We start from the raw sequence: 20,981 nt of genomic DNA, 5'->3' as shown, positions 1-20,981 counted from the left end.
CGAACGCGCCCGGTCCGGGCTCGGGTCACGCGGGGTTGACTTCCTCCCCACGGCTAAAGCCGGGGGATTCCAACCAGCGGCAGCGCTGGTTGGTGCGGTACTACCTCACGGATTCCCACTGGTTCCTGCTTCTCAGACCGGGTAACCCCGAGGTCTCCACAGGCTGGCACCGCATGCCCTGCGGCGCGACAGACGTTCTTGGCGGCGTTCACATCGGCGTGGCACTCATGCTGGCACTTGGTGCATCGGAACCGCGCTTGGCTCTCGCGCGAGGCCGAGTCCGTGTGATCGCACTCGTGGCACGTCTGGGACGTGAACGCCGGGTTGACCTTGACGATCGTGGTGCCCGTGTACCGGGCGGCGTTGTTCAACGCGGCTTCGAGGCGGTTCCACCCCTTGCCGAGAATTGCCTTGTTGAGCCCCGCCTTCTGACGCACCCGTTTACCGGGGTCCTCAACGGTTCCGCGTGCAGACGCCGTCATGCCCCGGGTATTCAGATCCTCCAACACCACCACGGAATGCTTGCAGGTGAGCCGGTTCGCCGTCCAGGCGCAAAAGTCACCGCGCCGGTCAGTGACCCGACCCATGATCCGGTTCATCGCCGCCAGGGTCTTGCGGCGGTTCGCGCTGCCCTTGCGCTGCCGAGCCAGGCGCTGCTGCAAACACCGGTACCGGGTCTTCTCACCCTCGGTGGCGAACTCCCGATCATGGAACTGGCCATCGGATGTGGTGGCCGCGACCACCACACCCCGATCCACACCCACCGGTGTCCCCGGGTGGTGTTCGGGGGCGAGCTGTCCGTCCTCGACCAGGAACGACACGAACCAGCGGCCCGACTTGTGCGACACGGTGGCGGACCTGACCTGCCCGCCGAGGGGGCGGGACATGCTCAAGGTGCACCAGCCGAGTTTGGGGAGCTTGACCCGACCCCACTTCCGGTTGAGCTTCTCGACCCGGATCTGCTTGGCGTCGGGGAACCTGAACGACGGGCTCCACCGCCCCTTGGCGCGGAACTTCACCTGGAACGTGCCGTGCTCACGACAGGCCCGATCCAGATCCTTCAACGTCTGCTGGAGGATGTGCGAGGGCGCGGCCTTCAGCCACTCCTCCTCGGCCTTGGCCTCCGCAAGCTGCCCGGCCTGGAGGTGGTATCCGCAGAACTCACCACCGCGGCCCCGGGTATACCGGTCCACATACTGACGGCGCTGATCCAAGGCGGTGTTCCACACCGCCCGACACACATCCCCGAACTCAGCGCAGGACTGCGCCTGCACGCCGGTGAGCTCAAGCCGGTACCTGCGACCCGACAGCATGGAACACCCCCTTTCCTCAGCGGTTCTTCTGGTTCTGCACGTACTTGTTGATCTGCTCCAGCGGAGCACCGCCCGCCGTCGCCACGAAGTAGCTGTTCGTCCACAACGTGGGCAGACGCGACTTCAGCGACAAAAACTCGGCACGCAACAGTCGCGAGGAGCGGCCCTTGATGGCCTTGACGAGCCGGTGCACACCGAACTGGGGGTCGACCTCCACGAGCAGGTGCACGTGGTCGGGCATGACCTCCATCTTCACCAGCCATGCCCCCTTTTCGTCGATGACCTCGCGGATGATCTGCTTCAGCCGTTCCTCGATTCGCCCACCGAGAACAGGGCGCCGGTACTTGGGGCACCACACCACGTGAAAGGCGCACTGGAACGTGATGTTGCTGTTCGACCTGAGAGTGGCAGCCACCCGAAAAATATACAGCGTGAAGCCATCTATCGCAGGTGTGTTCCAAGAAAGCGGCTGACCCCACGGCTGAAGCCGGGGATCTGCGCCGCTAGAAACAAGATCAGACCAGGCGCCCCTCCCGGGCCACGACCCGGCCCGCGCGCACGACCGCATGGCGCTCGGGCAGGTCCACCACGACCTGGGGCAGGCATTCGCCTTCCACCAGGAGGAAGTCCGCGGGGGCGCCCGGCTGGAAATCGGCCCGGTCCAGGCCGACCAGCGCCGCGCCGTCGTGCGCGCTGGTGAGGTAGGCGTCCGAGAGCTGCTCGTCCAGGCGGGCCCGCGACGCCTTGGCCAGCAGGTGCGCGCGGTGCATCATGTCGGCGTCACCGAAGGGGCTCCAGGAGTCGCGGACACCGTCCGAGCCCACCCCGACCCGCACCCCGTGTTCGCGCAGCCGCGCCACGGGCAGGACCCGGGCCGGGCTCGGGGCCACGGTGGTGAGCGCGATCCCGGCCTCTCCCAGGGCCGCGGCAAGGGCGTCGAAGTCCTCCTCCGCCCCCGTCATCCCGAAGGCGTGGCTGACCGTCACGTTGCCGCCCAGGCCAAGGGCCCGGGTGCGTTCGATGATCGCCCGCATCGTGCGCGAGCCCACGGGACCGTCGTCGTGCAGGTGGATGTCGACCCCGACCCGGTGGCGGTCGGCCAGGCCGAACACGAGGTCGAGCTGGCCGTCGAGGTCGCCGTCGAAGCCCTCGGGGTCGATCCCGCCGACCAGGTCGGCCGCCCCGGTGCGCAACGCCTCCTCCAGCAGGGCGTCGGTTCCGGGCGCGCGCCGGACCCCGTGCTGGGGGAAGGCGACGATCCGCACGTCCAGGGCGTGCTCGAGCCGCTCGGCGGCCTCCCGGACCCCTTGAAGGCCCTCCAGCCCGTAGGCGGGAGCGATGTCGGCGTGGGCCCGCATGGCCCGGGTGCCGCGGGTGACTGCGTGGCCCATGAGCCGCTCGGCCCGCACGGCGACCGGGGCGGGGGTGTCCCGGAAGACCTCGGCGTCCTGCTCGCCCAGCTCGGCGATCCCGCTGGCCGGGCGGCGCGAGTGCCAGGGCTCGCCCCAGGTGGTCTTGTCCGGGTGGATGTGCGCGTCGACGAGCGTGGGCAGGGCGATCCGCCCGCCGCAGTCCACCACCTCGGGGCTCCCCTGCGCCTGCGCCTCCGACACCCGCCCGTCGACCACCACCAGGTCGACGGCGTCCCCGCCCATCGGTCGGACGTTCCGGAAGATCGTCGTGTGGCTCCGCTCGGCCATGGCAGCCTCCTCGCTTTTGGTATACCACTAGCAGAGCATGCCAGAAGGAGAGTGGCCCCTCCACTCGGAGAGGCCACTCGGTGTCACGGGCGGACCGGTCGCGCCCCTGGTCCGGTCAGGACCTGGGCGGCTCCCCGTCGTCGTCCTCGAACTCGATCCGCTCCTTGCGGAGTTCGCCCTCGACGTGCTCCTCGCGGGTGACGTCGCGCTTGCGGACCCGGATCTCCTCGACCGGGACCTCCTCCTTGGAGACGACCGGACGCTCCTCGTACAGAGTGAAGGTCTCCTCGTCCTCCTCCATGCGACCGGTGTCCGTCACCTGCGAGGGGTCGGTGACGGGGCGGCGCTCCACCTCCAGCTCCTCGTGGTGCAGCGGAACCGTCTCGTCGAAACGCTCGGTCTCCACATGCTTGCGCATCCGGGCCTGCCCGCCCTCGCGCCGCTCGACGCCGATGTCCACCTGCTCCTCGTGGCGGAGCACCGACATCTCCTCGGCGTCGGTCCCGCCCGGTCCCCCGAGGCGCTCGCTGGCGTGCTCACCGGCGTGGTGGTCGGCGGTCTCATCGTGGGCCGCCGGAGGCATGGCGTGGGCCTGACCGCTCTCGGTCATGGCGTCGGCCGGGGCGTTCCCGTGCATCTCCGGCTCGTCGCCCCGGCCCTCGCGCGGGTCCGCGAACTGACCGTAGCCCCCAGCCCCCGGGGACTCAGGCTCCTCAGCTCGATCCCGGCCCGCCTTGGGAAGCCCCGGACCACCCAGCCACTTGGGCATCTCCTGCCCGAGCGGGACCCCCTGCGCGTCATTGGCCGCTTCTTCGGCGCCACCCGGCAGCCGCTGCTCCCCCTGCGCCTGCCGGGGGAAACCGCCGTTGCGGGCGAAGTAGTCGCGCACGATCTCCTCGTCCTCCGGAGACACGTGCCGGTCCGCGTCGACGTTCGGCGCCTCCTTCACGGTGGCCTTGTCATAGGGGATCTGGATGTCCTCCTCCACCGGCTGGGCTCCCTGGAGCGGGATCAGGGTCTCCCTCATGCCGAACAGGCCGGTGTGGACCGACACCCAGCTGGGCCTGCCCGTCTGGTCGTCGAGGAAGACCTGTTTGATCTTGCCCACGTTGTGGCCCTCGGTGTCGAGCACACGGTGGCCGACGAGGTTCTCGGGTACGAATTCGCCTGTCACAGGACAGCCCCTTCCTGGTTCGCTGCGGTGAGAGCGTGCTCCCCCGGTTCGCTCCCCGCCTCTACCCGGTGACAAGCTCGAGTACAGTCCTTCGCACCACTCCGTGCACGAGCGAGTACCGAGCCTAGAACCCCCAATTGAACTGGGCCTTTCCCCTTCATCAGCCAGTGACAACCCATTGGCCACCTGTTAACTCCGGGCGAACCCCGCGAACAGCACGGAGCGCCCGCCCCCGAAAATCAGGGGCGGGCGCTCCGGTGTTCAGCTCAGTTGTGCGCGTTCACGGCACCGGGGTCAGACCTTGCGGTGCTGGGGCACCCACACGCCGTCCTCGACGGTGTAGTCGCCGAAGAGCGCCGGGGCCTCCGCCTTGAGGGTCTCGCCGATCAGGTTGAACAGCAGGCGGATCTCCTCCTCCGCGCCCGGGGCGGTGCGGGCCTCCAGGGTGTGGCGCAGGGTGCGCACGTTGGCCGTCCACACCAGGCCGGTCGCCACGCCCTCGGGGGCGAAGCGGCGCATGAAGGAGGTCTTGTGCTTCTTCTCCGCGAACTTCACACCTTCGTCGTCCAGCCCGAAGTGCTCGGCCATCCAGAACTGGAACTCCTCCATCTGCTGGAGCATCGCGGTGGCGCGCTCCATCAGCTCCGGGTCCTCCTCGGCCCACTCGGGGAACCAGAACGGCAGGTCGGTCAGGCGCACGAAGCGCAGCGACTCCTGCGAGACGGCCACGCCGGGCCGGTGCCGGATGAGCTCGTGGGTGAGCACCCGGGAGACGTTGTGCAGCACGAAGCTGAAGCTGACGTGCTCCAGGACCGAACCGTGCAGGCTGGCCAGGATGTTGCCGAGATAGGCGTCCTGGTCCTTGCGCACCCGGGTGACGTTCGGGTTCAGACCCGGCTCCCAGGAGCGGTAGCACAGGCGCCCGGCGAACTCGGCGAGGTTCTGCGGGTCGTTCAGGTGGGCGTCCAGGTCGCCCCGGTCGAAGCGCTCCAACCACGCCTCACCGCCGACCTCCTTGAGGTAGTCGGCGATCGCGTCGTAGTCCACCTGCGGACGTGCAACCAGGCGGACCTGGGGCTCGACCTTCTTCACAGAAACCTCTTCTCGCAGCTCCCCGCCCCAAGGCACACGTCAGGGCCATGACCAGGGTTTTCCGGGGCACGGGAGCGTGTGTGGGGCTGGGCCGATTGACCTCCCCCGAGGGTACACGTCCAGCGCGGGAGTAGGACCTGGGCACCTGCGCGAGGACCAGGGAAAGGCCGAGGGGCCGGGTGCCCGACCCGCGCGTGAACGTGGTCGGGCACCCGGCCCCTCGCCGGTCTCATAGGGGAATGGTGATCGTCAGCAGAGTTCAGTCGCTTGTCAGAGGCCAAGGACGAAACCACCGGGCGAAAGGATGACTCCCACCACGATGAGGACGATGCCCCAGAGGAGCTGGCCGCGCAGGACGCCCAGAACACCGGCGACGATGAGGATGATCCCGAGGATTAGCAACAAAATACTCATACACAACCCCTGTCCGCTAACAGGTTGATCAAACTACTTCTACGGTAGATCTTGTGTACGGAGCGTCCATTGCACGGGTGGGAGGCCTTCGACAGGCAGCGGGCCGCACTGATACGGCCCCGCGGAGAATTCTCCACGAGGCCGCTTTCACCTGGGGTTTTCCACAAACTTCCTAGAGGGTGATTCCGAAGGCCCAGCCGGCGAAGGCATACATGGTGAACATGACCATGAAGATCGCGATGATGTTGAGCCAGACCCCACCGCGGAGCATCTGACCGATCGAGACGTGACCGGAGCCGAAGACCACCGCGTTGGGCGGGGTCGCGACCGGCAGCATGAAGGCCATGGAGGCGGCCAGCACGGCCGGGACGACCAGGGTCATCACCGGCAGGTCCATGCCCATGGCGATGCCCGCGACCACCGGAAGGAACGTCGCCGTGGTGGCGGTGTTGCTGGTCAGTTCGGTGAGCAGCAGGACCAGGGCGGCGATGCACAGCACCACGACCCAGGTGGGCACGTTCTGCAGGACTCCGACCTGGAGGCCGATCCACTCGCTGAGGCCGGTGTCGCCGAACTGCTTCGACAGGGCGATGCCACCGCCGAACAGCAGCAGGATGCCCCAGGGGAGACGGACCGCCGTCTCCCAGTCCAGCAGGCGGTTCTGGCGGTCGACCGGGATGAGGAAGAGGGCGATCGCGACCGCGATGGCGATGACGGAGTCGGAGATGTCACCCAGGAAGGGCAGGACGGAGGAGACGGCCTCGCTCCTGGCGAGCAGCGGGATGGCGATCCACGAGGTCGCGGCCAGCACGAACACCACAGCGACCAGCTTCTCACCGCGGGTGATCGCGCCCATCTCCCGCAGTTCCTCGCGGATGAGCTCCTGTGCGCCCTCCAGCTTCTTGGTGGCCGGCGGGTAGACGAACCGGGTGATGACGACCCAGGCCACGACCAGGAAGGTCAGGGCCAGGGGCACGCCCACGATCATCCACTGGCCGAAGCCGATGGTGATGTCGTGGTTCTCGGCGAGGAAGCCGACCATGAGCGCGTTGGGCGGGGTACCGATGAGGGTGGCGACCGACCCGATGGAGGCGGAGTAGGCGATGCCCAGCATGAGGGCGGTCGCGAAGTTCGCGTCCTTCTTGCCACCGCGCAGCTGGATGACCAGGCCGACCACGGAGATGCCGACCGGAAGCATCATGATCGTGGCGGCGGTGTTGCTCACCCACATCGTGATGAAACCGGTCGCGACCATGAAGCCGCCAATGAGGCGTACGGGGTTGGAGCCCACAGAGGCGACGATGGCCAGGGCCATCCGCTTGTGCAGGTTCCACTTCTGCATGGCCAGGGCGAGCATGAAGCCGCCCATGAACAGGAAGATGACGTCCGCGCCGTAGGAGGGCGCCACGTCCGAGATGCCCACCTCGGGCAGCAGCATCGGGAACAGCAGCATTGGCAGCAGTGCGGTCACCGGGATGGGGAGCGCCTCGGTCGCCCACCAGGTGGCCATCAGCGCGGCGACACCCGCGGTGATCCTTCCGCCGGTGCCCAGGGAGTCCGGGAGCAACAGGAACAGGACCAGGGCGAGGACCGGGCCGAGGATCAGGCCGATCAACTTGGCTCGGGTGGGTTCGGGTCTGGCAGCCTGCTCAGTGGTCAGGGCGGGCAGTCCCGCCTTGCCGCGGGCTTCGCTGGTCACCATGGTGGGTCTTCTCCTTCGAGGGGATCCGGGAGGCGGGCGGAGCGGATGCCCGCCTCCGGAGAAAACCAGTGGCGACGACGTTGTTGCCGAGAAGTTTCCTGGTGTTTCTCCTTGATGTAGTGATGGTGGTCACCATGGCCCACGTCACGCAATCAGGCGGAGAAGAGTTGAGATTGCCCTGACATTCGACAACCCCGGGTATCGGCGACGGCTCACTGAGTGACGAACCCAGCGGCACCACACCGTTGGCAAGGGTGTCCGCGCTGCGCGACGAGGGCTCACTGCCAGCACGGTGACCCCCATCCGCCCTGGTCCTGTCGCCGGTGGCCGCTCTGAGCTGTCGCGGGAGTCAGGGGCCACAGGTCATCGCGGCGGGTGTGGGGAGGGTTGCGGCGTGCACCGCGCGCTGGCGCCGCCGGTGTGGCCCCAGGGTCACACCGGCGGCGCCCGCGGTCAGACGGTCAGGAGCGGGCCAGTCGCAGCACCCGGGCGACGATGCCCTCGCCGACGCTGGCGGTCAGGATCGACTCCGGATGGAACTGCACTGCGTACCAGCGGGCCGCCGGGTCCTCGATCGCCATCACCACGGGCTCCTCAGCGGGCTCCCGGTCCAGGACCGCGGTGACCTCGAAGTTCTTCACCAGGTCGGGCGTGGAGTACGTGGAGTGGTAGCGGGCGGCCGGGAAGGCGCCCTCCTCGCCCATCCCGGACAGCAGGCGACCGCCGGATACCCGGACGCGGCCGGGCTTGCCGTGCACCGGCTCGTCCAGGGTGCGCAGCTCTCCCCCCGCGTGCTCGACCATGCCCTGCAAGCCCAGGCACACCCCGAACACCGGCAGGCCACGGGCGGACAGCGCGTCCAGCAGGTCCGACATCGCGAAGTCCACCGGCAGGCCGGGGCCGGGCGAGAGGACCACGAGGTCGGGGGCGAGCCGGTCCAGGAGCGAGGGGTCGAAACCGTAGCGCACGGTGGTCACCTCGGCCCCGTGGCGGCGCACGTAGTCGGCGAGGGTGTTCACGAAGGAGTCCTCGTGGTCCACCAGCAGGACCTTCATCCCCGAACCCGGCTGCTCGGCCGGGGCGGCGGGCTCGGTTCCGGTCGCGGTGTCCTCCGAGGCGAACCCCGCGGTGTCAGCGCTCTCTTCCGCTGCCAGGGCCTCCTCGCCCAGGGCGAGGGTCTCCAGCAGCGCGCGGGCCTTGAGGAAGGTCTCCTTCTCCTCCGCCTCGGGGTCGGAGTCGTAGAGCAGGGTCGCGCCCACACGCACCGCCGCCACCCCGTCGCGGATGTGCGCGGTGCGCAGGGTCAACCCGGTGTTCATGGAACCGTCGAAGTTGATCACCCCGACCGCTCCGCCGTACCAGCGGCGGGGGCTGGTCTCGTGCTGCTCGATGAAGCGCATCGCCCAGGTCTTGGGCGCCCCGGTGACGGTGACCGCCCACATATGGGTGAGGAAGGCGTCCAGGGCATCGAAGTCACGACGCAGGGTGCCCTCGATGTGGTCCACGGTGTGGATGAGGCGCGAGTACATCTCGATCTGTCGGCGGCCGATCACCTTGACGCTGCCCGGCTCGCACACACGCGACTTGTCGTTGCGGTCCACGTCCGTGCACATGGTGAGCTCGGACTTCTCCTTCACCGAGGAGAGCAGCTCCTGGATGTTCTCGGCGTCGCCGAGCGCGTCCTCACCACGGCGGATGGTGCCGGAGATCGGGCAGGTCTCCACCCGCTGGCCGGTGCCGGGCGCACCGCTGACCCGTACGAACATCTCCGGGGAGGCGCCGACCAGGTACTCGCCCTCGCCCAGGTTGAAGAAGAACTCGTAGGGGGCGGGGTTGCGGTCGCGCAGCAGCTCGTAGAAGCGGGCCGGTGAGGAGCAGCGGGCGTAGGTACGGTGCCCGGGGACCACCTCGAAGAGGTCGCCGCGGCGGAACTTCTTCTTGGCCTCGGCGACCACCTGGGCGTAGGAGCCGGGCTGGGGGCCGGGCGGAACCTCGGTGGCGACCACCGGCGGGGTGAGTTCGGTCTCGCGGGGCAGGCCCTCGGTGGTGGCCTCGGGGCGCGCCCTTTCGCAGCTGACACTGTCGCCCCCGGCACTGCCGCCCTCGGTTCCGGCGTCACCGGGAACGGTGAACTCGTAGGTGTAGCGCACACAGGTCTCGCGCTTGCGGTCGCGGACCACGATGGCGTCGGGCAGGTGCAGCACCAGGTCGCGGTCGGTGGGGTCGCGGTCGATGTGCCGCTCCACCGGCTCGAACTGGAAGGCGAGGTCGTAGCCGAAGGCGCCGTACAGGCCCAGGTTGGCGTCCTCGGGGCTGCGCAGGGCCGCGACCACGGCGCGCAGGGCGGTGAAGACGCTGGGGCGGCGGCTGCGCTCCTCCTCGGTGAAGAAGGCGTCGGGGTCGGGCTCGGGCACGGTGACGGCGACGTGGTCGGCGTCCTGTTCGCGCTCACTCGCCCCGGGCACGGTGTCCAGCGCCTGGGCCAGGACCGGGAGCAGGACGCGCCCGCGGGCGTTGAGGGCGGTGGCGGTGACCCGGCGCCCCCGGGTGCTGATCTCCAGGCAGGGGTCCACGTACCCCAGGTGCCAGCGGTCGTAGCGGCCCGGATACTCCATCCCCGAGGAGAGCACGCCACCGCGGCGGTACTCGACCGAGCTGACGAGTTCGGTGAGGATCTCGGGGTCACAGGGGGTGGCGCTGCGGTGGACGGTCACGCCGCTCGGGGTGCGGTACGTGGTGGTCTGTGCGTCGCTGGGGTTCACGGCCGGTCCTTTTGGCGCTCTGCGGTCGGGGTGGTCATCACCGGCCGGGGCCGCCAAAAGCAGGAACGACCGCCGGTCCGGGGCGGTCGCTGCGGTGTTCGGGGAATGCGAACTGTCGGTGCGCCGCCTAGAAGCGGCGCCACCACTGTCCCCGAAGGGTCGGACTGGTTCGCATGGAGCCGAGTGTAACGCCTGGCGCGGGCCTCAGCCACCTTGACGCCGAACCGGCGGCGCGCGGCCGTCCTCAGCCCGACCAGTGATAGCGGCGTTCGGGCCGGCCCGCGGTGCCGTAGCGCAACCGGACCTCGACTCTGCCCGTCTCGACGAAGTACTCCAGGTAGCGGCGGGCACTGACCCTGGAGACCCCGGTGGCGGCGGCGCATTCGGTCGCCGAGATCCCGCTGTCCCCGCCCGCCCCTGTCACGGCGAGGTCGCTCAGCGTTCTCTCCACGAGTTCGGCGGTCTGCCTCGTCAATCCCTTGGGCATCGTCCCCGCGGGGCGTGCGGCGGGCCGGGCCGCACCGAAGGCCCGGTCGATGGCGGCCTGGTCGGCGGCGCCCTCCCGGTCCAGGTCTTGTCGCAGCCTGGCGTACTCCCGCAGGCGTTCGGTGAGCGCGGCCGGTTCGAACGGTTTGATGAGGTACTGGACGGCGCCGCCGCGCAGGGCCTGGCGCACGGTCGCGCTGTCGCGGGCCGCGGTGATGACCAGGACGTCGACGTCCGCGAGGTCCTCTCCCCGCTCTGCCCCGCGCAGGCCGCGCAGCACGTCGATGCCGCTCATGTCGGGCAGGTAGATGTCCAGCAGGACCAGGTCGGGCCGCAGGCTCCCAGCCATGTCCAAGGCTTCGGCCCCGCTACGGGCCTCGCCTACAACGGTGAAGCCGGGGACGCGCTCCACCAGGCCGCGGTGTACCCGGGCCACCATGAAGTCGTCGTCGACGATGAGGGTCCTCACCGGCATCAGTGCTCGTCTCCTTCAGAAGGGTTCTCGTACAGGACGGCGGTGAACTCCGATCCGGTGACGGTGGCCGCCCCGCCCCGTCGGGCGCACACCAGGCCGACGATCGCCAGCCCGAGGCCGCGCTTGCGGTCCGAGCCCGCCTTGGTTGTGTAGCCGTGCTGGAACACCCGGCCCTCGAGTTCGCCGGGGACGCCCGGGCCCGAGTCGCGGACGGCGACCTTCACCGGACCGCCGTCACCGCCGACGGCCTCGACCTCCACCCAGGGAGGGTCCGTGTCCGCGGCGGTGTGCGCGACCGCGTCCAGCGCGTTGTCGATCAGGTTCCCGACGACCGTGACCAGGTCTTCGGACAGGTCCTCCGAGACCGGCCCCAACAGGGTCGCGGGGGCGATGCGCAGCCGGGTGCGCTGTTCGTCGGCAAGGCTGGTCTTGGCGATGAGCAGCGCGGCGAGCGACGGGTCCGCGACCCGGGCGGTGACGTCGGCGCTGAGCTGGGCGCGGGCGCCTCCCACCAGACGGACGTACTTGGCCGCCTCCTCGTGCTCTCGCAGCTCCAGAAGCCCGGAGATGACGTGCAGCCGGTTGCTGAACTCGTGGGCCTGGGCGCGCAGTGTGTCGGCGGTGTTCTTGCTGGTGTCCAGCTCGTGCTGGAGTTCGACCAGGTCGGTGCGGTCACGCATGGTGGTCACCGACCCGGCCGGGCGTCCGTCGCTCTCCAGGGGCATGCGGTTGAGGGCGACCAGCCGGTCGCCCAGGACCACGACGGCGTCGCGCCCCCGCACCCGGCCCCGCAGAACTTCCTCCAGGTCACCGGGCACGCCGAGCTCGGACAGGGCAGCGCCCACGCTGTCGGCCGGCAGGCCGAGCAGGCGGACCGCCGCGTCGTTGACCAGGGTGACGCGGTCGTCGGCGTCCAGGCCCAGAACACCCTCCTTGATTCCGTGCAGCATGGCCTCGCGGTGTTCCACGAGCCGGGTGATCTGGTCAGGCTCCAGCCCGAGCGTCTGGCGTTTGACGCGGCGCGACAGCAGCAGGGATCCGGCCACGCCGAGCACGCTGGCGATGCCCAGGTAGACCAGGAGGTTCGGGGTGGCCAGGACCAGCAGCTCCCCGGTACTGGGGTAGTCCATGCCCGCGACCACCGCGCCGAGGACCTCCCCGCCCTCACCGATGACGGGTACGGCCGCGGCCACGGTCCGCTGCCCGTTGGTCTCGCTCACCCCGGACCAGGCCCGTCCCAGCAGCGCGGATGCCACACCCGGGTCGCCCTGGGAGCCACCGGCCTTCGGCCCCGGGTCCAGGGTCAGGGCCTGCCCGTCCCGGTCGTGGATGACCAGGTGGTCGGCGCCGGAGAGCACTCGCACACCCTCTGCGGTCGGGGCGAGGACGTCCCAGCCGCCCGGCTCCCCCAGCCCGGCCCGGACGGTGTCGCGGGCGGCCGTGCTCTCGGCGACCGAGAGCATACGCCTGGCCTCGGTCTGGCGCAGGCGGGCGTCGGACTGGGCCAGGGACACGGCGGCCACCATCACCAGCACGATGACGACGATGCCCAGCTGCAGGGCGAGGAACTGCCCTGCCAGCGTCGTCCGACGCGCCGTGACCACGATTCCCACCTCGACTCCGGTGTGACCGTGAACACAACGACCACAACATTCCTTACCACCATTGCCCGCACAAAAGACACAACACTTCTCGCGGGGGTTTCCCTCTGATTGCCTGTGCGTTGCATCACACGATAACCGGAACATACCCGGCCAAATCCCCTACGGAGAAATCATGCTCCGCGTGACGAAGACGCACGTCAGTTCCCGTGCCACCGGTTCGGCCCCTTCCCTGAGGACCCGGATGACGGGCGCTGCCGCGATCGGCGCCGCCCTGCCGGTGCTGCTGGCCGCCTGCGGCCCCTCCGACGGGGTGGCCGAGGACGGGACCTGGGCGCCGACCAAGCCGATCGAGATCACCGCACCGGCCGCCACCGGCGGCGGCTGGGACACCCTGGCCCGCACCAGCGCCCGCCTGTTGGAAGAGCAGGAACTGATCGACCAGTCCGTCCAGGTGGTCAACAAACCCGGCGCGGGCGGCGCCATCGGCTGGGGCTACATCGCGAACAACGCGGGAGACCCGCACAAGCTGTTCGTGACGAGCCCACCCATCCTGCTGGTTCCGATGGCCGGCGACTCCGACCACGACCACGACGACTTCACCCCGGTGGCGCGCCTGGCCACCGACTACATGGTCTACCTCGTGGCAGCCGACTCACCCGTCGAGACCTTCGGCGACCTAGCCGCGGAAGTATCCGCGGGGGGCTTCAGCATCGGCGGGGGCTCCGGGCCCGGCAGCATGGACCACGTCGCGCTGGCGGGGGCGCTGGAGGCAGCCGGGGCTGATCCGACCGAGGCCAACTACATCCCCTTCGACGGTGGCGGTGAGGCCATGACCGCCCTGCTGGGCGGCCACGTGGAGGCCGCCGTGACCGGCGCGGGCGAGGCTCTGGGCATGATCGAGGCGGGCGAGATGCGCGCGGTCGGGATCTCCTCGCCCGAGCGCAGCGAGGCCCTGCCGGAGGTGCCGAGCCTGCTGGAGCAGGACATCGACTTCACGTTCGACATCTGGCGCGGCGTCATGGCCCCGGCCGACCTCGAGCAGGCTCAGGTCGCCTACTACGAGGAGCTGTTCGGGGACCTGGTGGAGACCGAGGCCTGGCAGGAGGAGTCCGCACGCCTGGGCTGGACCGACGCCTACATGGGCAGCGATGATTTCGGCTCCTTCCTGGACGAGACCCGTGACGAGTTCGCCGAGATCCTGACGGAGGTCGGCCTCCAGTGAGCGAAGAGACCACGGCGCGCCCCGGCGGCGCGCCCGAGGAGGGGGCGGCCGCGCGCCGCCCCCGGCGCCCCTGGACGCCGGGCCGCGCGGTCGTGCCCGAGAAGGCCTTCCGGTTCTCCCCCCGGACCCTGGGTGTCGCGATCGGGCTGTTCGCGGTCGGCTATCTGGTCCTCGCCTTCCAGATGCCCGACTACACGGCGGTGAGCGTCCCGGTGCAGCCCTCCACCCTGCCGCTCTGGCTGGGTGCTGTTCTGCTGCTGTTGGCGGTGCTGCTGCTCTTCCAGCGCGCCCCGGCGGAGGCCCCGGCGGCAGACACCGCGTCCGAAGCCGACGGACCAGCGGCAGACACCGTGTCCGAAGCCGACGGCCCGGCGGCGAGCGGTGCGGCCGACGGAGCAGGGGCCCGGCTCGGCCGCCTGGAGGACCCACGTTGGGAGACCGGCCTGTTCGTCGGCGCCCTGTGCCTCTACGTCGCCGTGTTCGAGCCCCTGGGGTTCGTCCTCTCCACCGCCCTCTACCTGGGGTCGATGACCTGGTACCTCGGTTACCGCCGCCACCTCGTCACGGCCGCGGTCGCCCTCGTGCTCCCCTTCGCCCTCTACGCGGGGATGACCTGGGGCCTCGGCGTGTCGCTGCCGAGCGGACCGCTTCCCTTCTGACCTGACCCGAACCAAGGATCCCCTCCCATGGGCATGTTCGACCAACTCCTGCACGGCTTCAGCATCGCGCTGACCCCGGAGAACCTCCTCTTTGTCTTCATCGGTGTCCTGGCCGGTACGATCATCGGCATCCTGCCCGGCCTGGGCCCGATGAGCGCGATCGCGCTGATGATCCCCATCGCCTACGGCATGGACCCCACCTCGGCGATCATCATGCTGGCGGGGGTCTACTACGGGGCGATCTTCGGCGGATCGACCTCCTCCATCCTGCTCAACGCACCGGGGGTGGCCGGGACCGTCGCCACCTCCTTCGACGGCTACCCGATGGCCCGACAGGGCAAGGCGGGCAAGGCACTAGCGATCGCGGCGCTCTCGTCGTTCGTCGGCGGCACCGTCGGCGTCATCGGGCTGATGGCGATCGCGCCGAGTCTGGCGTCCTTCGCCGTGAGCTTCGGACCCGTCGAGTACTTCGCGCTGATGATTCTGGGGCTGACCGCGGTGGTGACCCTGGGCGGGCGCAACCTGGTCAAGGGCCTGATCTCGGCCGTGGTCGGAGTGATGATCGCCCTGGTGGGCATCGATTCCCAGACCGCCATCGTGCGCTACACCTTCGACCTGCCCGAGCTGTACGAAGGCGTGGAGTTCCTCATCGTCGCGCTGGGCGTGTTCGCGCTCGCCGAGGTGCTGGTCATGCTCAACCGGCGCGGCGAGGGCGGAGCGCGCGGTGGTGTGACCTCACTGCGACTGTCCGGCCGCGAGCTCGGCCGGATCACCCCGCCGACGCTGCGCTCGTCGGTGTTGGGCTTCTTCACCGGGGTCCTGCCCGGGGCGGGGGCCACGGTGGCCTCGTTCCTGTCCTACTCGATGGAGAAGAAGCTGGCGCGCGACGGCGCCACCTTCGGCAAGGGCAACCCGAAGGGCGTGGCCGCGCCCGAGGCCGCCAACAACGCGGCGGCGGTGGGCTCCTTCGTGCCGTTGATGACCCTGGGGGTACCGGGTTCGGGCACGACCGCGATCCTGTTGGGCGCGCTGCTGGTGCTGGGCGTACAGCCGGGGCCGATGATGCTGACCGACAACCCCGACATGTTCTGGGGCGTGGTCGCCTCGATGTACGTGGGCAGCGTGGTCCTGCTGGTCCTCAACCTGCCGCTGATCCCGGTCTTCGCCAAGGTCCTGAACACCCCCAAGGCGGTGTTGGTTCCGCTGGTGGTCGTATTCTGCGTGGTGGGCGTGTACGGGCTCAGCTTCAGCGTGTTCGACCTGGGTCTGCTGGCGGCGTTCGGCGCCATCGGCTTCCTGATGCGGCGCAACGACTTCCCGGCCGCGCCCCTGATCCTGGGGCTGATCCTGGGCGGTCTGATGGAGACGAACATGCGTCGGGCCCTGCAGATCTCCGGCGGCGACTGGTCGGTGTTCGTCAGCGGACCGATCTCCGCCACCCTGCTGGCGCTCGCCTTGCTGTCGGTGACACCGGCGCTGGTGCGGGCCCTTCGGGGGCGCGGGGGCGCCAACCGCTCCGAAGAGCGCGAACGGGCGGGGTCCGCCAAGGACTGAGGAAGAGTGACGCCGGGGCACCCGGGCGGCGGCCGCGACGGCGGGAACGCCCGGGCCGGGGAACAGGGGATGCGATGAGCGGCATGAGCCGGCGCGCCGTACTGGCGGCCGGCTTCGTGCTGCCCCTGGCCGGCTGTCTGCCCGCGAGGCGGCTGCGCTCCCTGCGGATCATGGTGCCGACCCCGCCCGGGGGCGGCTTCGACCACACCGCCCGGACGATGGCCTCAGTCCTGGAGGAGAGCGGTTCGGTCAGGGACACCACCGTCTTCAACCTGCCCGGGGCCTCCGGCACGGCGGGGCTGGCGCGGTTGCTCTACGAGCGCGGTACACCGGACCTCCTGCTCCAGATGGGTCTGGGAGTGGTCGCCAACACCCACGCCGCCTCCGCTTCGCAGTCAGTGACGGAGGCTGAGCCGCTGGCGCGCCTGCTCCAGGAGCCGGAGGTACTTCTGGTGACGCCGGACTCACCCTTCCGGTCGATCGAGGACCTTCTCGAGGCATGGCGCGAGAATCCGGAGGACATCACGGTGGGAGGCGGCTCGACACCGGCCGGACCCGACCACATGGTGACGATGCTGCTGGCCGAGAAACTCGGCATCGACCCGCTGGCGGTGGACTACCGCTCCTTCGACGGGGGCGGACCCATGCAGGCGGCGCTGATCAGCCGCGAGGTGGACTTCGCTGCCGCCGGGCCGGGCGAGCAGCGCTCAGCGATCGACGCCGGCCAGTTGCGGGCCCTCACGGTGACCAGCTCCGACCCGGATCCGGGCACCGACGCGCCGACCCTGATCCAGGCGGGTGTGGACCTGCATTTCATGAACTGGCGGGGGCTGCTCGCACCACCGGGTCTTACCGCGGACGACCTGGGGCGGCTCCGGTCCATGGTGTCGGACATGCACGGATCGGCGCAGTGGCGGGCGAGGCTGGAGCGTAACCGGTGGACGGACGCGTTCATGGAGGGTGAGGACTTCGCCGACTTTTTGAGCCAGGAGGACACCCGGATCGGCGCCGACCTGGAGCGGCTGGGCCTGGCCTGAGGGCACTGCCACCGCCGGGGCTCCCGGAACGTCGCGGGGCGGGCGGGCGCACGGAGCGGGTTCCAGCGGCTGCGGGGAACCGGTCGGAGCCCGGGAACAAAGAAAACCCCCACCCCTGGAGGGTGCGGGTCCTGGACACGCGGATTGGCGAATGGTGCACGCATCCTGCTAGGCTACGATTCTCATTCACAAAAAAAGAGCTATCAAAAAACTTCTTAGCCGCAAGGATAGCAACCAGATGGATTCCTGTCAATCCGACAGCTCGGCCCCCTCGCCCGAGGAGGCCGCGATCGCGGTCGAGCAGGCGCGCGTCAGCGTCATGTACGAGCGCCTGGACACTCTGCGAGCGCAGACCGAACAGCGGCTCATCGACGCCCACCTGGAGGAACGCAGCGGGTACGCCGCCATCGTGGAACGCGAGACCCGCTCCTACGAGCACGCCCGGCGCCGGGCCCAGCTCAGCTCGGTCGAGGAGGGCCTGTGCTTCGGCAGGATCGACATCTCCTACGGCCCGGATGACACCGAGGCCCGTTACGTGGGCCGCATCGGACTGCGTGACACCGAACACGACACCATCCTCGTGGACTGGCGCGCCCCGGCCGCCCGCCCCTTCTACGCGGCCACCCCCAGCGACCCGGAGGGGATCACCCGCCGACGCCACCTGAGGGTGCGCAGCAGGCGGGTCTTCGGCCTGGACGACGAGGTCTTCGACGCTGACGGCCTCTCCGAGGGCGACCGCCGCCAGCTGGTCGGCGAGGCCGCGCTGCTGGCCTCCCTGCACCGCGGCCGCACCGGACGCATGGCCGACATCGTCGCCACCATCCAGGCCGAGCAGGACCGGGTCATCCGCGCCCAGCTGGCCGGGGTGCTGGTCGTCCAGGGCGGCCCGGGCACCGGTAAAACCGTCGCCGCCCTGCACCGCGCCGCCTACCTGCTCTACACGCACCGCCGGATTCTGGAGCGCCGCGGCGTCCTGGTCGTGGGCCCCAACCCGGCGTTCCTGCGCTACGTCGGCAACGTGCTCCCCTCCCTCGGCGAGACCGACGTGGTGATGCGCACGGTCGGAGAGCTCTTCCCCGGTGTGGAGACCGCCGCCCACGACCACCACGCGACCGCCGTGCTCAAGGGATCCCCGCGCATGATCGACTTCGTGGGCGCCGCTGTCCGGGACCGGCAGCGCTCGCCCCTGAGGGCCTTCGGCGAGGCGGACCTGCGCGTGGAAACCGACGCGGGGACGCTGGTCGTGCCCGCCGACGTGTGCGCGCACGTGCTGGAGACCACCCGCAACCTGAAGCTGCCGCACAACACCGCGCGCAAGTACCTGGTGAACACGCTGCTCACCGAACTCGCCCGGGCCGAGTCCCAGCTGCTCAGCCGCCCCGCCACGGAGGAGGACCTCCCGCACGTGGGCGCGCGGCTCTGGCACGAGGCCCCCGTGCAGCAGGCCCTCGACGCCCTGTGGCCCGACCTGACCCCGCAGCGGGTGCTGCGCGACCTGTACGCCGACCCCGAGGCCCTGGCCCGGGTGGGTGCCGAGGCCGGGGTCGCGGAGGCCGGATCCATGGCCCGCCACCCGGAAGCACCCTGGACCGTGGAGGACGTGCCGCTGCTGGACGAGGTGGCGGAGCTCCTCGGCCAGGACGACAGCCTCCTGCGCGCGCGGCAGCGCCAGCTGGACACCGAACGGGAGGAGGAGGTCCGCTACGCCCAGGGCGTGCTGGACTTCACCGGCCTGACCGAGGACCCGGCGGAGGGACTGGACGCGGTCACCCTCGCCGCCCGCCACCGCGACTCGGGGCCGAACCTGACCACCGCCGACCGGGCGGGGGCGGATCGCACCTGGTCCTACGGGCACGTGATCGTGGACGAGGCCCAGGAACTGTCCCCGATGGCCTGGCGCACCGTGATGCGCCGGGTCCCGACCCGCTCCCTGACCGTCGTCGGCGACGTCGCCCAGACCGGCAGCGCAGCCGGGACCAGCTCCTGGCAGGGGTCGCTGGAGGAGTACGCCCCCGGCAAGGTGCACGTGGAGCACCTGCGGGTGAACTACCGGACCCCGGCGCCGATCATGGCCGTGGCCGCCGACGTCCTGCGCGAGGCAGCGCCCGACCAGCAGATCCCCGAATCCGTACGCGAGGAGGGCGAGCCGCCCCGTGCGATGCGGCTGACCGGCCTGGGCGGTCTGCCCGCGCTGGTCGACGAGGAGCGTGCAGCGGTGGGCGAGGGCCGGATCGCGGTGGTCACCTCCGACGCCTCCCTGCCCGGGGTGGCGTCCGCGCTCCCCGAGGCGGGCCGCCCCGGAACGGGTTCGGACGACGAGCTGGGCAACACCGCGGTGGTGCTGACCGCCACGGAGTCCAAGGGGCTGGAATTCGACTCGGTGATCGTGGTCCGCCCCGAGGAGCTGCTGGCCCAGCCGCGCGGAGCCAACGACCTGTACGTGGCGGTCACCCGAGCGACCAAACGCCTGACCGTGGCGCACGAGGCCGACCTGCCCGACCTGCTCAAACGACTGGCCGACTGAACACGGGGCGGGGACGGACCGACCTCGGGCGGGCTGACCGGAACGGACACCGGTCAGCCCGCCCCGTCCGACCGACCGAGCAGAAAGGCGGTATGCCCCTCAGCTCCGGTTCTTCGCTGTCCCCGCTGCCCCGGCCGGTCAGCGGCGTCTTCGTCGCCAACGTCATGCAGACGGCCTGCCCGGGCTACTTCGCTCAGGTCTGGCTCGACGCCGAACCCGCACGGAGTGGCGTGGACTTCGAGTTCGTCGACGCCCTGCCCCCGACCTGCCGGCACCCGGACGAACCCCTCCCCGCCGTGTTCCGGCGTTACCTCGCACAGGGGGGTCCGAGAGGGTATGGAGGCACGCGGCCGGGGCAGATCGCCCTACGCGACCCGGGTCGTACTCCGTGACGCCGTGTGGAGCGAGGTCGACTCCAACCTCCAGAGTTTCGAGATCGCCGGAAGACACGCCGCCCGCGAGATCCTGGACTGCATCAGTGAGGGACACGACCCCCGCCAGGCCGGGCGGAACGCGAAGCCCAACCGTCCCGCCCCGCCCATGCCGAGCGCCCGGCGCTGAGGACGTCACCTCTCGGCCGGCCAGGTGTTCTCCCGTAGGACCCGCACTCCCCCGATGCTGTTGGTCAATTCCGGGGTGGGGTCTGTGTGGGGCCTGGGGCCTGCGGTTCGGGTTGCGGTTCCCCCGTTTCCCGCCGCTTGATGGTTGCTGTCTGCGCTGCGCGCGTCAAGGTCCTCGCCATCGCGGCTTCGCCGGATCGGGGCGCTCCACCTTGACCCGCTTCGCTGCGACGGCGGGTGGCGGCTATCGGGAAACGGGGGAGGTGTGGTCGGGGTGGCAGACGGGCCCCAAAGGGGCCCAACGGCAACTGCCAACTGCAACTGCCAACTGCGCGGCCTTCGGCCGGTGCCCTCCACACCCCGGAGCCCACCGCCTGGACGTGTCGCGGCCGGTCAAGGTCAGCAACGAAAAGCGGCCGCGAAGATCCCGGTCTCCCCAGCCCTGCGCGGACCGGGCCACGTGTCGCGGCCGGTCAAGGTCAGCAACGAAAACCGGCAGCGAAGGCGGGAGCGCCCCCAGCCCGGCGCCCAACGCCTGGACGTGTCGCGGCCGATCACTCGTGCCGACGCAACAGCGGCGGCGAGGATGGGGTTCAGCGCTGTGGTGTTGGTCCTGGGGAAGCCGGGGTGTCCGTAACCTGCGCCTGAGGCTGTCCACTGCTTCCGAAACCCCCTCATCCCCGGTGATCTTGCTACCAGAAGC

Annotated in this window: 17 protein-coding genes; 7 read left to right on the top strand and 10 right to left on the bottom strand. The window is 70.1% G+C overall.

Translation table 11 applies throughout. The features are described 5' to 3' along the window. Positions 1 to 53: 53 nt before the first annotated feature. From D457_RS0123495 to D457_RS0123450, 10 genes are all read right to left on the bottom strand, one after another. Positions 54 to 1,313 carry an RNA-guided endonuclease InsQ/TnpB family protein gene (locus D457_RS0123495; RefSeq protein ID WP_017583129.1) on the bottom strand — a complete coding sequence of 420 codons (1,260 nt, stop codon included), beginning with the start codon at positions 1,311 to 1,313 and terminating at the stop codon, positions 54 to 56. Positions 1,314 to 1,329: 16 nt separating this feature from the next. Beyond that, positions 1,330 to 1,728 carry an IS200/IS605 family transposase gene (gene tnpA / locus D457_RS0123490; protein ID WP_017583128.1) on the bottom strand — a complete coding sequence of 133 codons (399 nt, stop codon included), beginning with the start codon at positions 1,726 to 1,728 and terminating at the stop codon, positions 1,330 to 1,332. Between the two features lie 100 nt (positions 1,729 to 1,828). Further along, positions 1,829 to 3,013, bottom strand: coding sequence for an amidohydrolase (locus D457_RS0123485; RefSeq protein ID WP_017583127.1), 1,185 nt, complete (start codon positions 3,011 to 3,013; stop codon positions 1,829 to 1,831). A 115-nt stretch (positions 3,014 to 3,128) separates the two neighbouring features. Beyond that, positions 3,129 to 4,187 carry a PRC and DUF2382 domain-containing protein gene (locus tag D457_RS0123480; RefSeq protein WP_017583126.1) on the bottom strand — a complete coding sequence of 353 codons (1,059 nt, stop codon included), beginning with the start codon at positions 4,185 to 4,187 and terminating at the stop codon, positions 3,129 to 3,131. A 294-nt stretch (positions 4,188 to 4,481) separates the two neighbouring features. Then, on the bottom strand, positions 4,482 to 5,279 hold the full coding sequence (gene thyX, locus D457_RS0123475; protein ID WP_017583125.1) for an FAD-dependent thymidylate synthase: 798 nt from the start codon (positions 5,277 to 5,279) through the stop codon (positions 4,482 to 4,484). A gap of 270 nt (positions 5,280 to 5,549) precedes the next feature. After that, positions 5,550 to 5,693, bottom strand: coding sequence for a GPGG-motif small membrane protein (locus D457_RS36525; RefSeq protein WP_017583124.1), 144 nt, complete (start codon positions 5,691 to 5,693; stop codon positions 5,550 to 5,552). A 172-nt stretch (positions 5,694 to 5,865) separates the two neighbouring features. Then, entirely contained in the window at positions 5,866 to 7,395 is a 1,530-nt protein-coding gene (locus D457_RS0123465) for an SLC13 family permease (protein WP_017583123.1), read from the bottom strand. Between the two features lie 461 nt (positions 7,396 to 7,856). After that, positions 7,857 to 10,157, bottom strand: a complete 2,301-nt coding sequence (locus D457_RS0123460; protein ID WP_017583121.1) for an anthranilate synthase component I — start codon at positions 10,155 to 10,157, stop codon at positions 7,857 to 7,859. Positions 10,158 to 10,401: 244 nt separating this feature from the next. Beyond that, complete coding sequence (locus D457_RS0123455) at positions 10,402 to 11,118, bottom strand: response regulator (protein WP_017583120.1); 717 nt, start codon at positions 11,116 to 11,118, stop codon at positions 10,402 to 10,404. After that, on the bottom strand, positions 11,118 to 12,722 hold the full coding sequence (locus tag D457_RS0123450) for a sensor histidine kinase (RefSeq protein ID WP_239646196.1): 1,605 nt from the start codon (positions 12,720 to 12,722) through the stop codon (positions 11,118 to 11,120). The genes D457_RS0123455 and D457_RS0123450 overlap by 1 nt, the downstream gene beginning before the upstream one ends. A 172-nt stretch (positions 12,723 to 12,894) precedes the next feature. Between D457_RS0123450 and D457_RS0123445 the strand changes: the two genes are divergently transcribed. From D457_RS0123445 to D457_RS37745, 7 genes are all read left to right on the top strand, one after another. Next, entirely contained in the window at positions 12,895 to 13,944 is a 1,050-nt protein-coding gene (locus D457_RS0123445) for a tripartite tricarboxylate transporter substrate binding protein (RefSeq protein WP_017583118.1), read from the top strand. Then, a complete protein-coding gene (locus tag D457_RS0123440; protein ID WP_017583117.1) occupies positions 13,941 to 14,603 on the top strand; it encodes a tripartite tricarboxylate transporter TctB family protein in 663 nt (220 codons plus the stop codon). Before D457_RS0123445 ends, D457_RS0123440 begins: the two co-directional genes overlap by 4 nt. Before the next feature lie 27 nt (positions 14,604 to 14,630). Next, on the top strand, positions 14,631 to 16,157 hold the full coding sequence (locus tag D457_RS0123435) for a tripartite tricarboxylate transporter permease (RefSeq protein ID WP_017583116.1): 1,527 nt from the start codon (positions 14,631 to 14,633) through the stop codon (positions 16,155 to 16,157). A 74-nt stretch (positions 16,158 to 16,231) separates the two neighbouring features. Then, positions 16,232 to 17,194: a Bug family tripartite tricarboxylate transporter substrate binding protein gene (locus D457_RS0123430; protein ID WP_017583115.1), complete on the top strand. Its 963-nt coding sequence runs from the start codon at positions 16,232 to 16,234 to the stop codon at positions 17,192 to 17,194. 238 nt (positions 17,195 to 17,432) lie between these two features. After that, entirely contained in the window at positions 17,433 to 19,718 is a 2,286-nt protein-coding gene (locus tag D457_RS0123425) for a HelD family protein (RefSeq protein WP_017583114.1), read from the top strand. Between the two features lie 92 nt (positions 19,719 to 19,810). Further along, complete coding sequence (locus D457_RS37750; protein ID WP_017583113.1) at positions 19,811 to 20,110, top strand: hypothetical protein; 300 nt, start codon at positions 19,811 to 19,813, stop codon at positions 20,108 to 20,110. 4 nt (positions 20,111 to 20,114) lie between these two features. Next, positions 20,115 to 20,279 carry a hypothetical protein gene (locus tag D457_RS37745; RefSeq protein WP_017583112.1) on the top strand — a complete coding sequence of 55 codons (165 nt, stop codon included), beginning with the start codon at positions 20,115 to 20,117 and terminating at the stop codon, positions 20,277 to 20,279. Positions 20,280 to 20,981 lie beyond the last annotated feature (702 nt).

This window comes from Nocardiopsis valliformis DSM 45023, from assembly GCF_000340985.1.
In the GTDB taxonomy this organism is placed as follows: domain Bacteria; phylum Actinomycetota; class Actinomycetes; order Streptosporangiales; family Streptosporangiaceae; genus Nocardiopsis; species Nocardiopsis exhalans.
Note: the sequence above shows the minus strand (reverse complement) of the source record. Positions and strands in the feature narration are given on the sequence as shown.

What these genes read in the sequence shown, in the direction of transcription:
- D457_RS0123495 (WP_017583129.1), bottom strand. Translation starts at nt 1,313, where the DNA reads ATGCTGTCGGGTCGCAGGTACCGGCTTGAGCTCACCGGCGTGCAGGCG.
- D457_RS0123485 (WP_017583127.1), bottom strand. Translation starts at nt 3,013, where the DNA reads ATGGCCGAGCGGAGCCACACGACGATCTTCCGGAACGTCCGACCGATG.
- D457_RS36525 (WP_017583124.1), bottom strand. Translation starts at nt 5,693, where the DNA reads ATGAGTATTTTGTTGCTAATCCTCGGGATCATCCTCATCGTCGCCGGT.
- D457_RS0123465 (WP_017583123.1), bottom strand. Translation starts at nt 7,395, where the DNA reads ATGGTGACCAGCGAAGCCCGCGGCAAGGCGGGACTGCCCGCCCTGACC.
- D457_RS0123455 (WP_017583120.1), bottom strand. Translation starts at nt 11,118, where the DNA reads ATGCCGGTGAGGACCCTCATCGTCGACGACGACTTCATGGTGGCCCGG.
- D457_RS0123445 (WP_017583118.1), top strand. Translation starts at nt 12,895, where the DNA reads ATGCTCCGCGTGACGAAGACGCACGTCAGTTCCCGTGCCACCGGTTCG.
- D457_RS0123435 (WP_017583116.1), top strand. Translation starts at nt 14,631, where the DNA reads ATGGGCATGTTCGACCAACTCCTGCACGGCTTCAGCATCGCGCTGACC.
- D457_RS0123430 (WP_017583115.1), top strand. Translation starts at nt 16,232, where the DNA reads ATGAGCGGCATGAGCCGGCGCGCCGTACTGGCGGCCGGCTTCGTGCTG.
- D457_RS0123425 (WP_017583114.1), top strand. Translation starts at nt 17,433, where the DNA reads ATGGATTCCTGTCAATCCGACAGCTCGGCCCCCTCGCCCGAGGAGGCC.
- D457_RS37750 (WP_017583113.1), top strand. Translation starts at nt 19,811, where the DNA reads ATGCCCCTCAGCTCCGGTTCTTCGCTGTCCCCGCTGCCCCGGCCGGTC.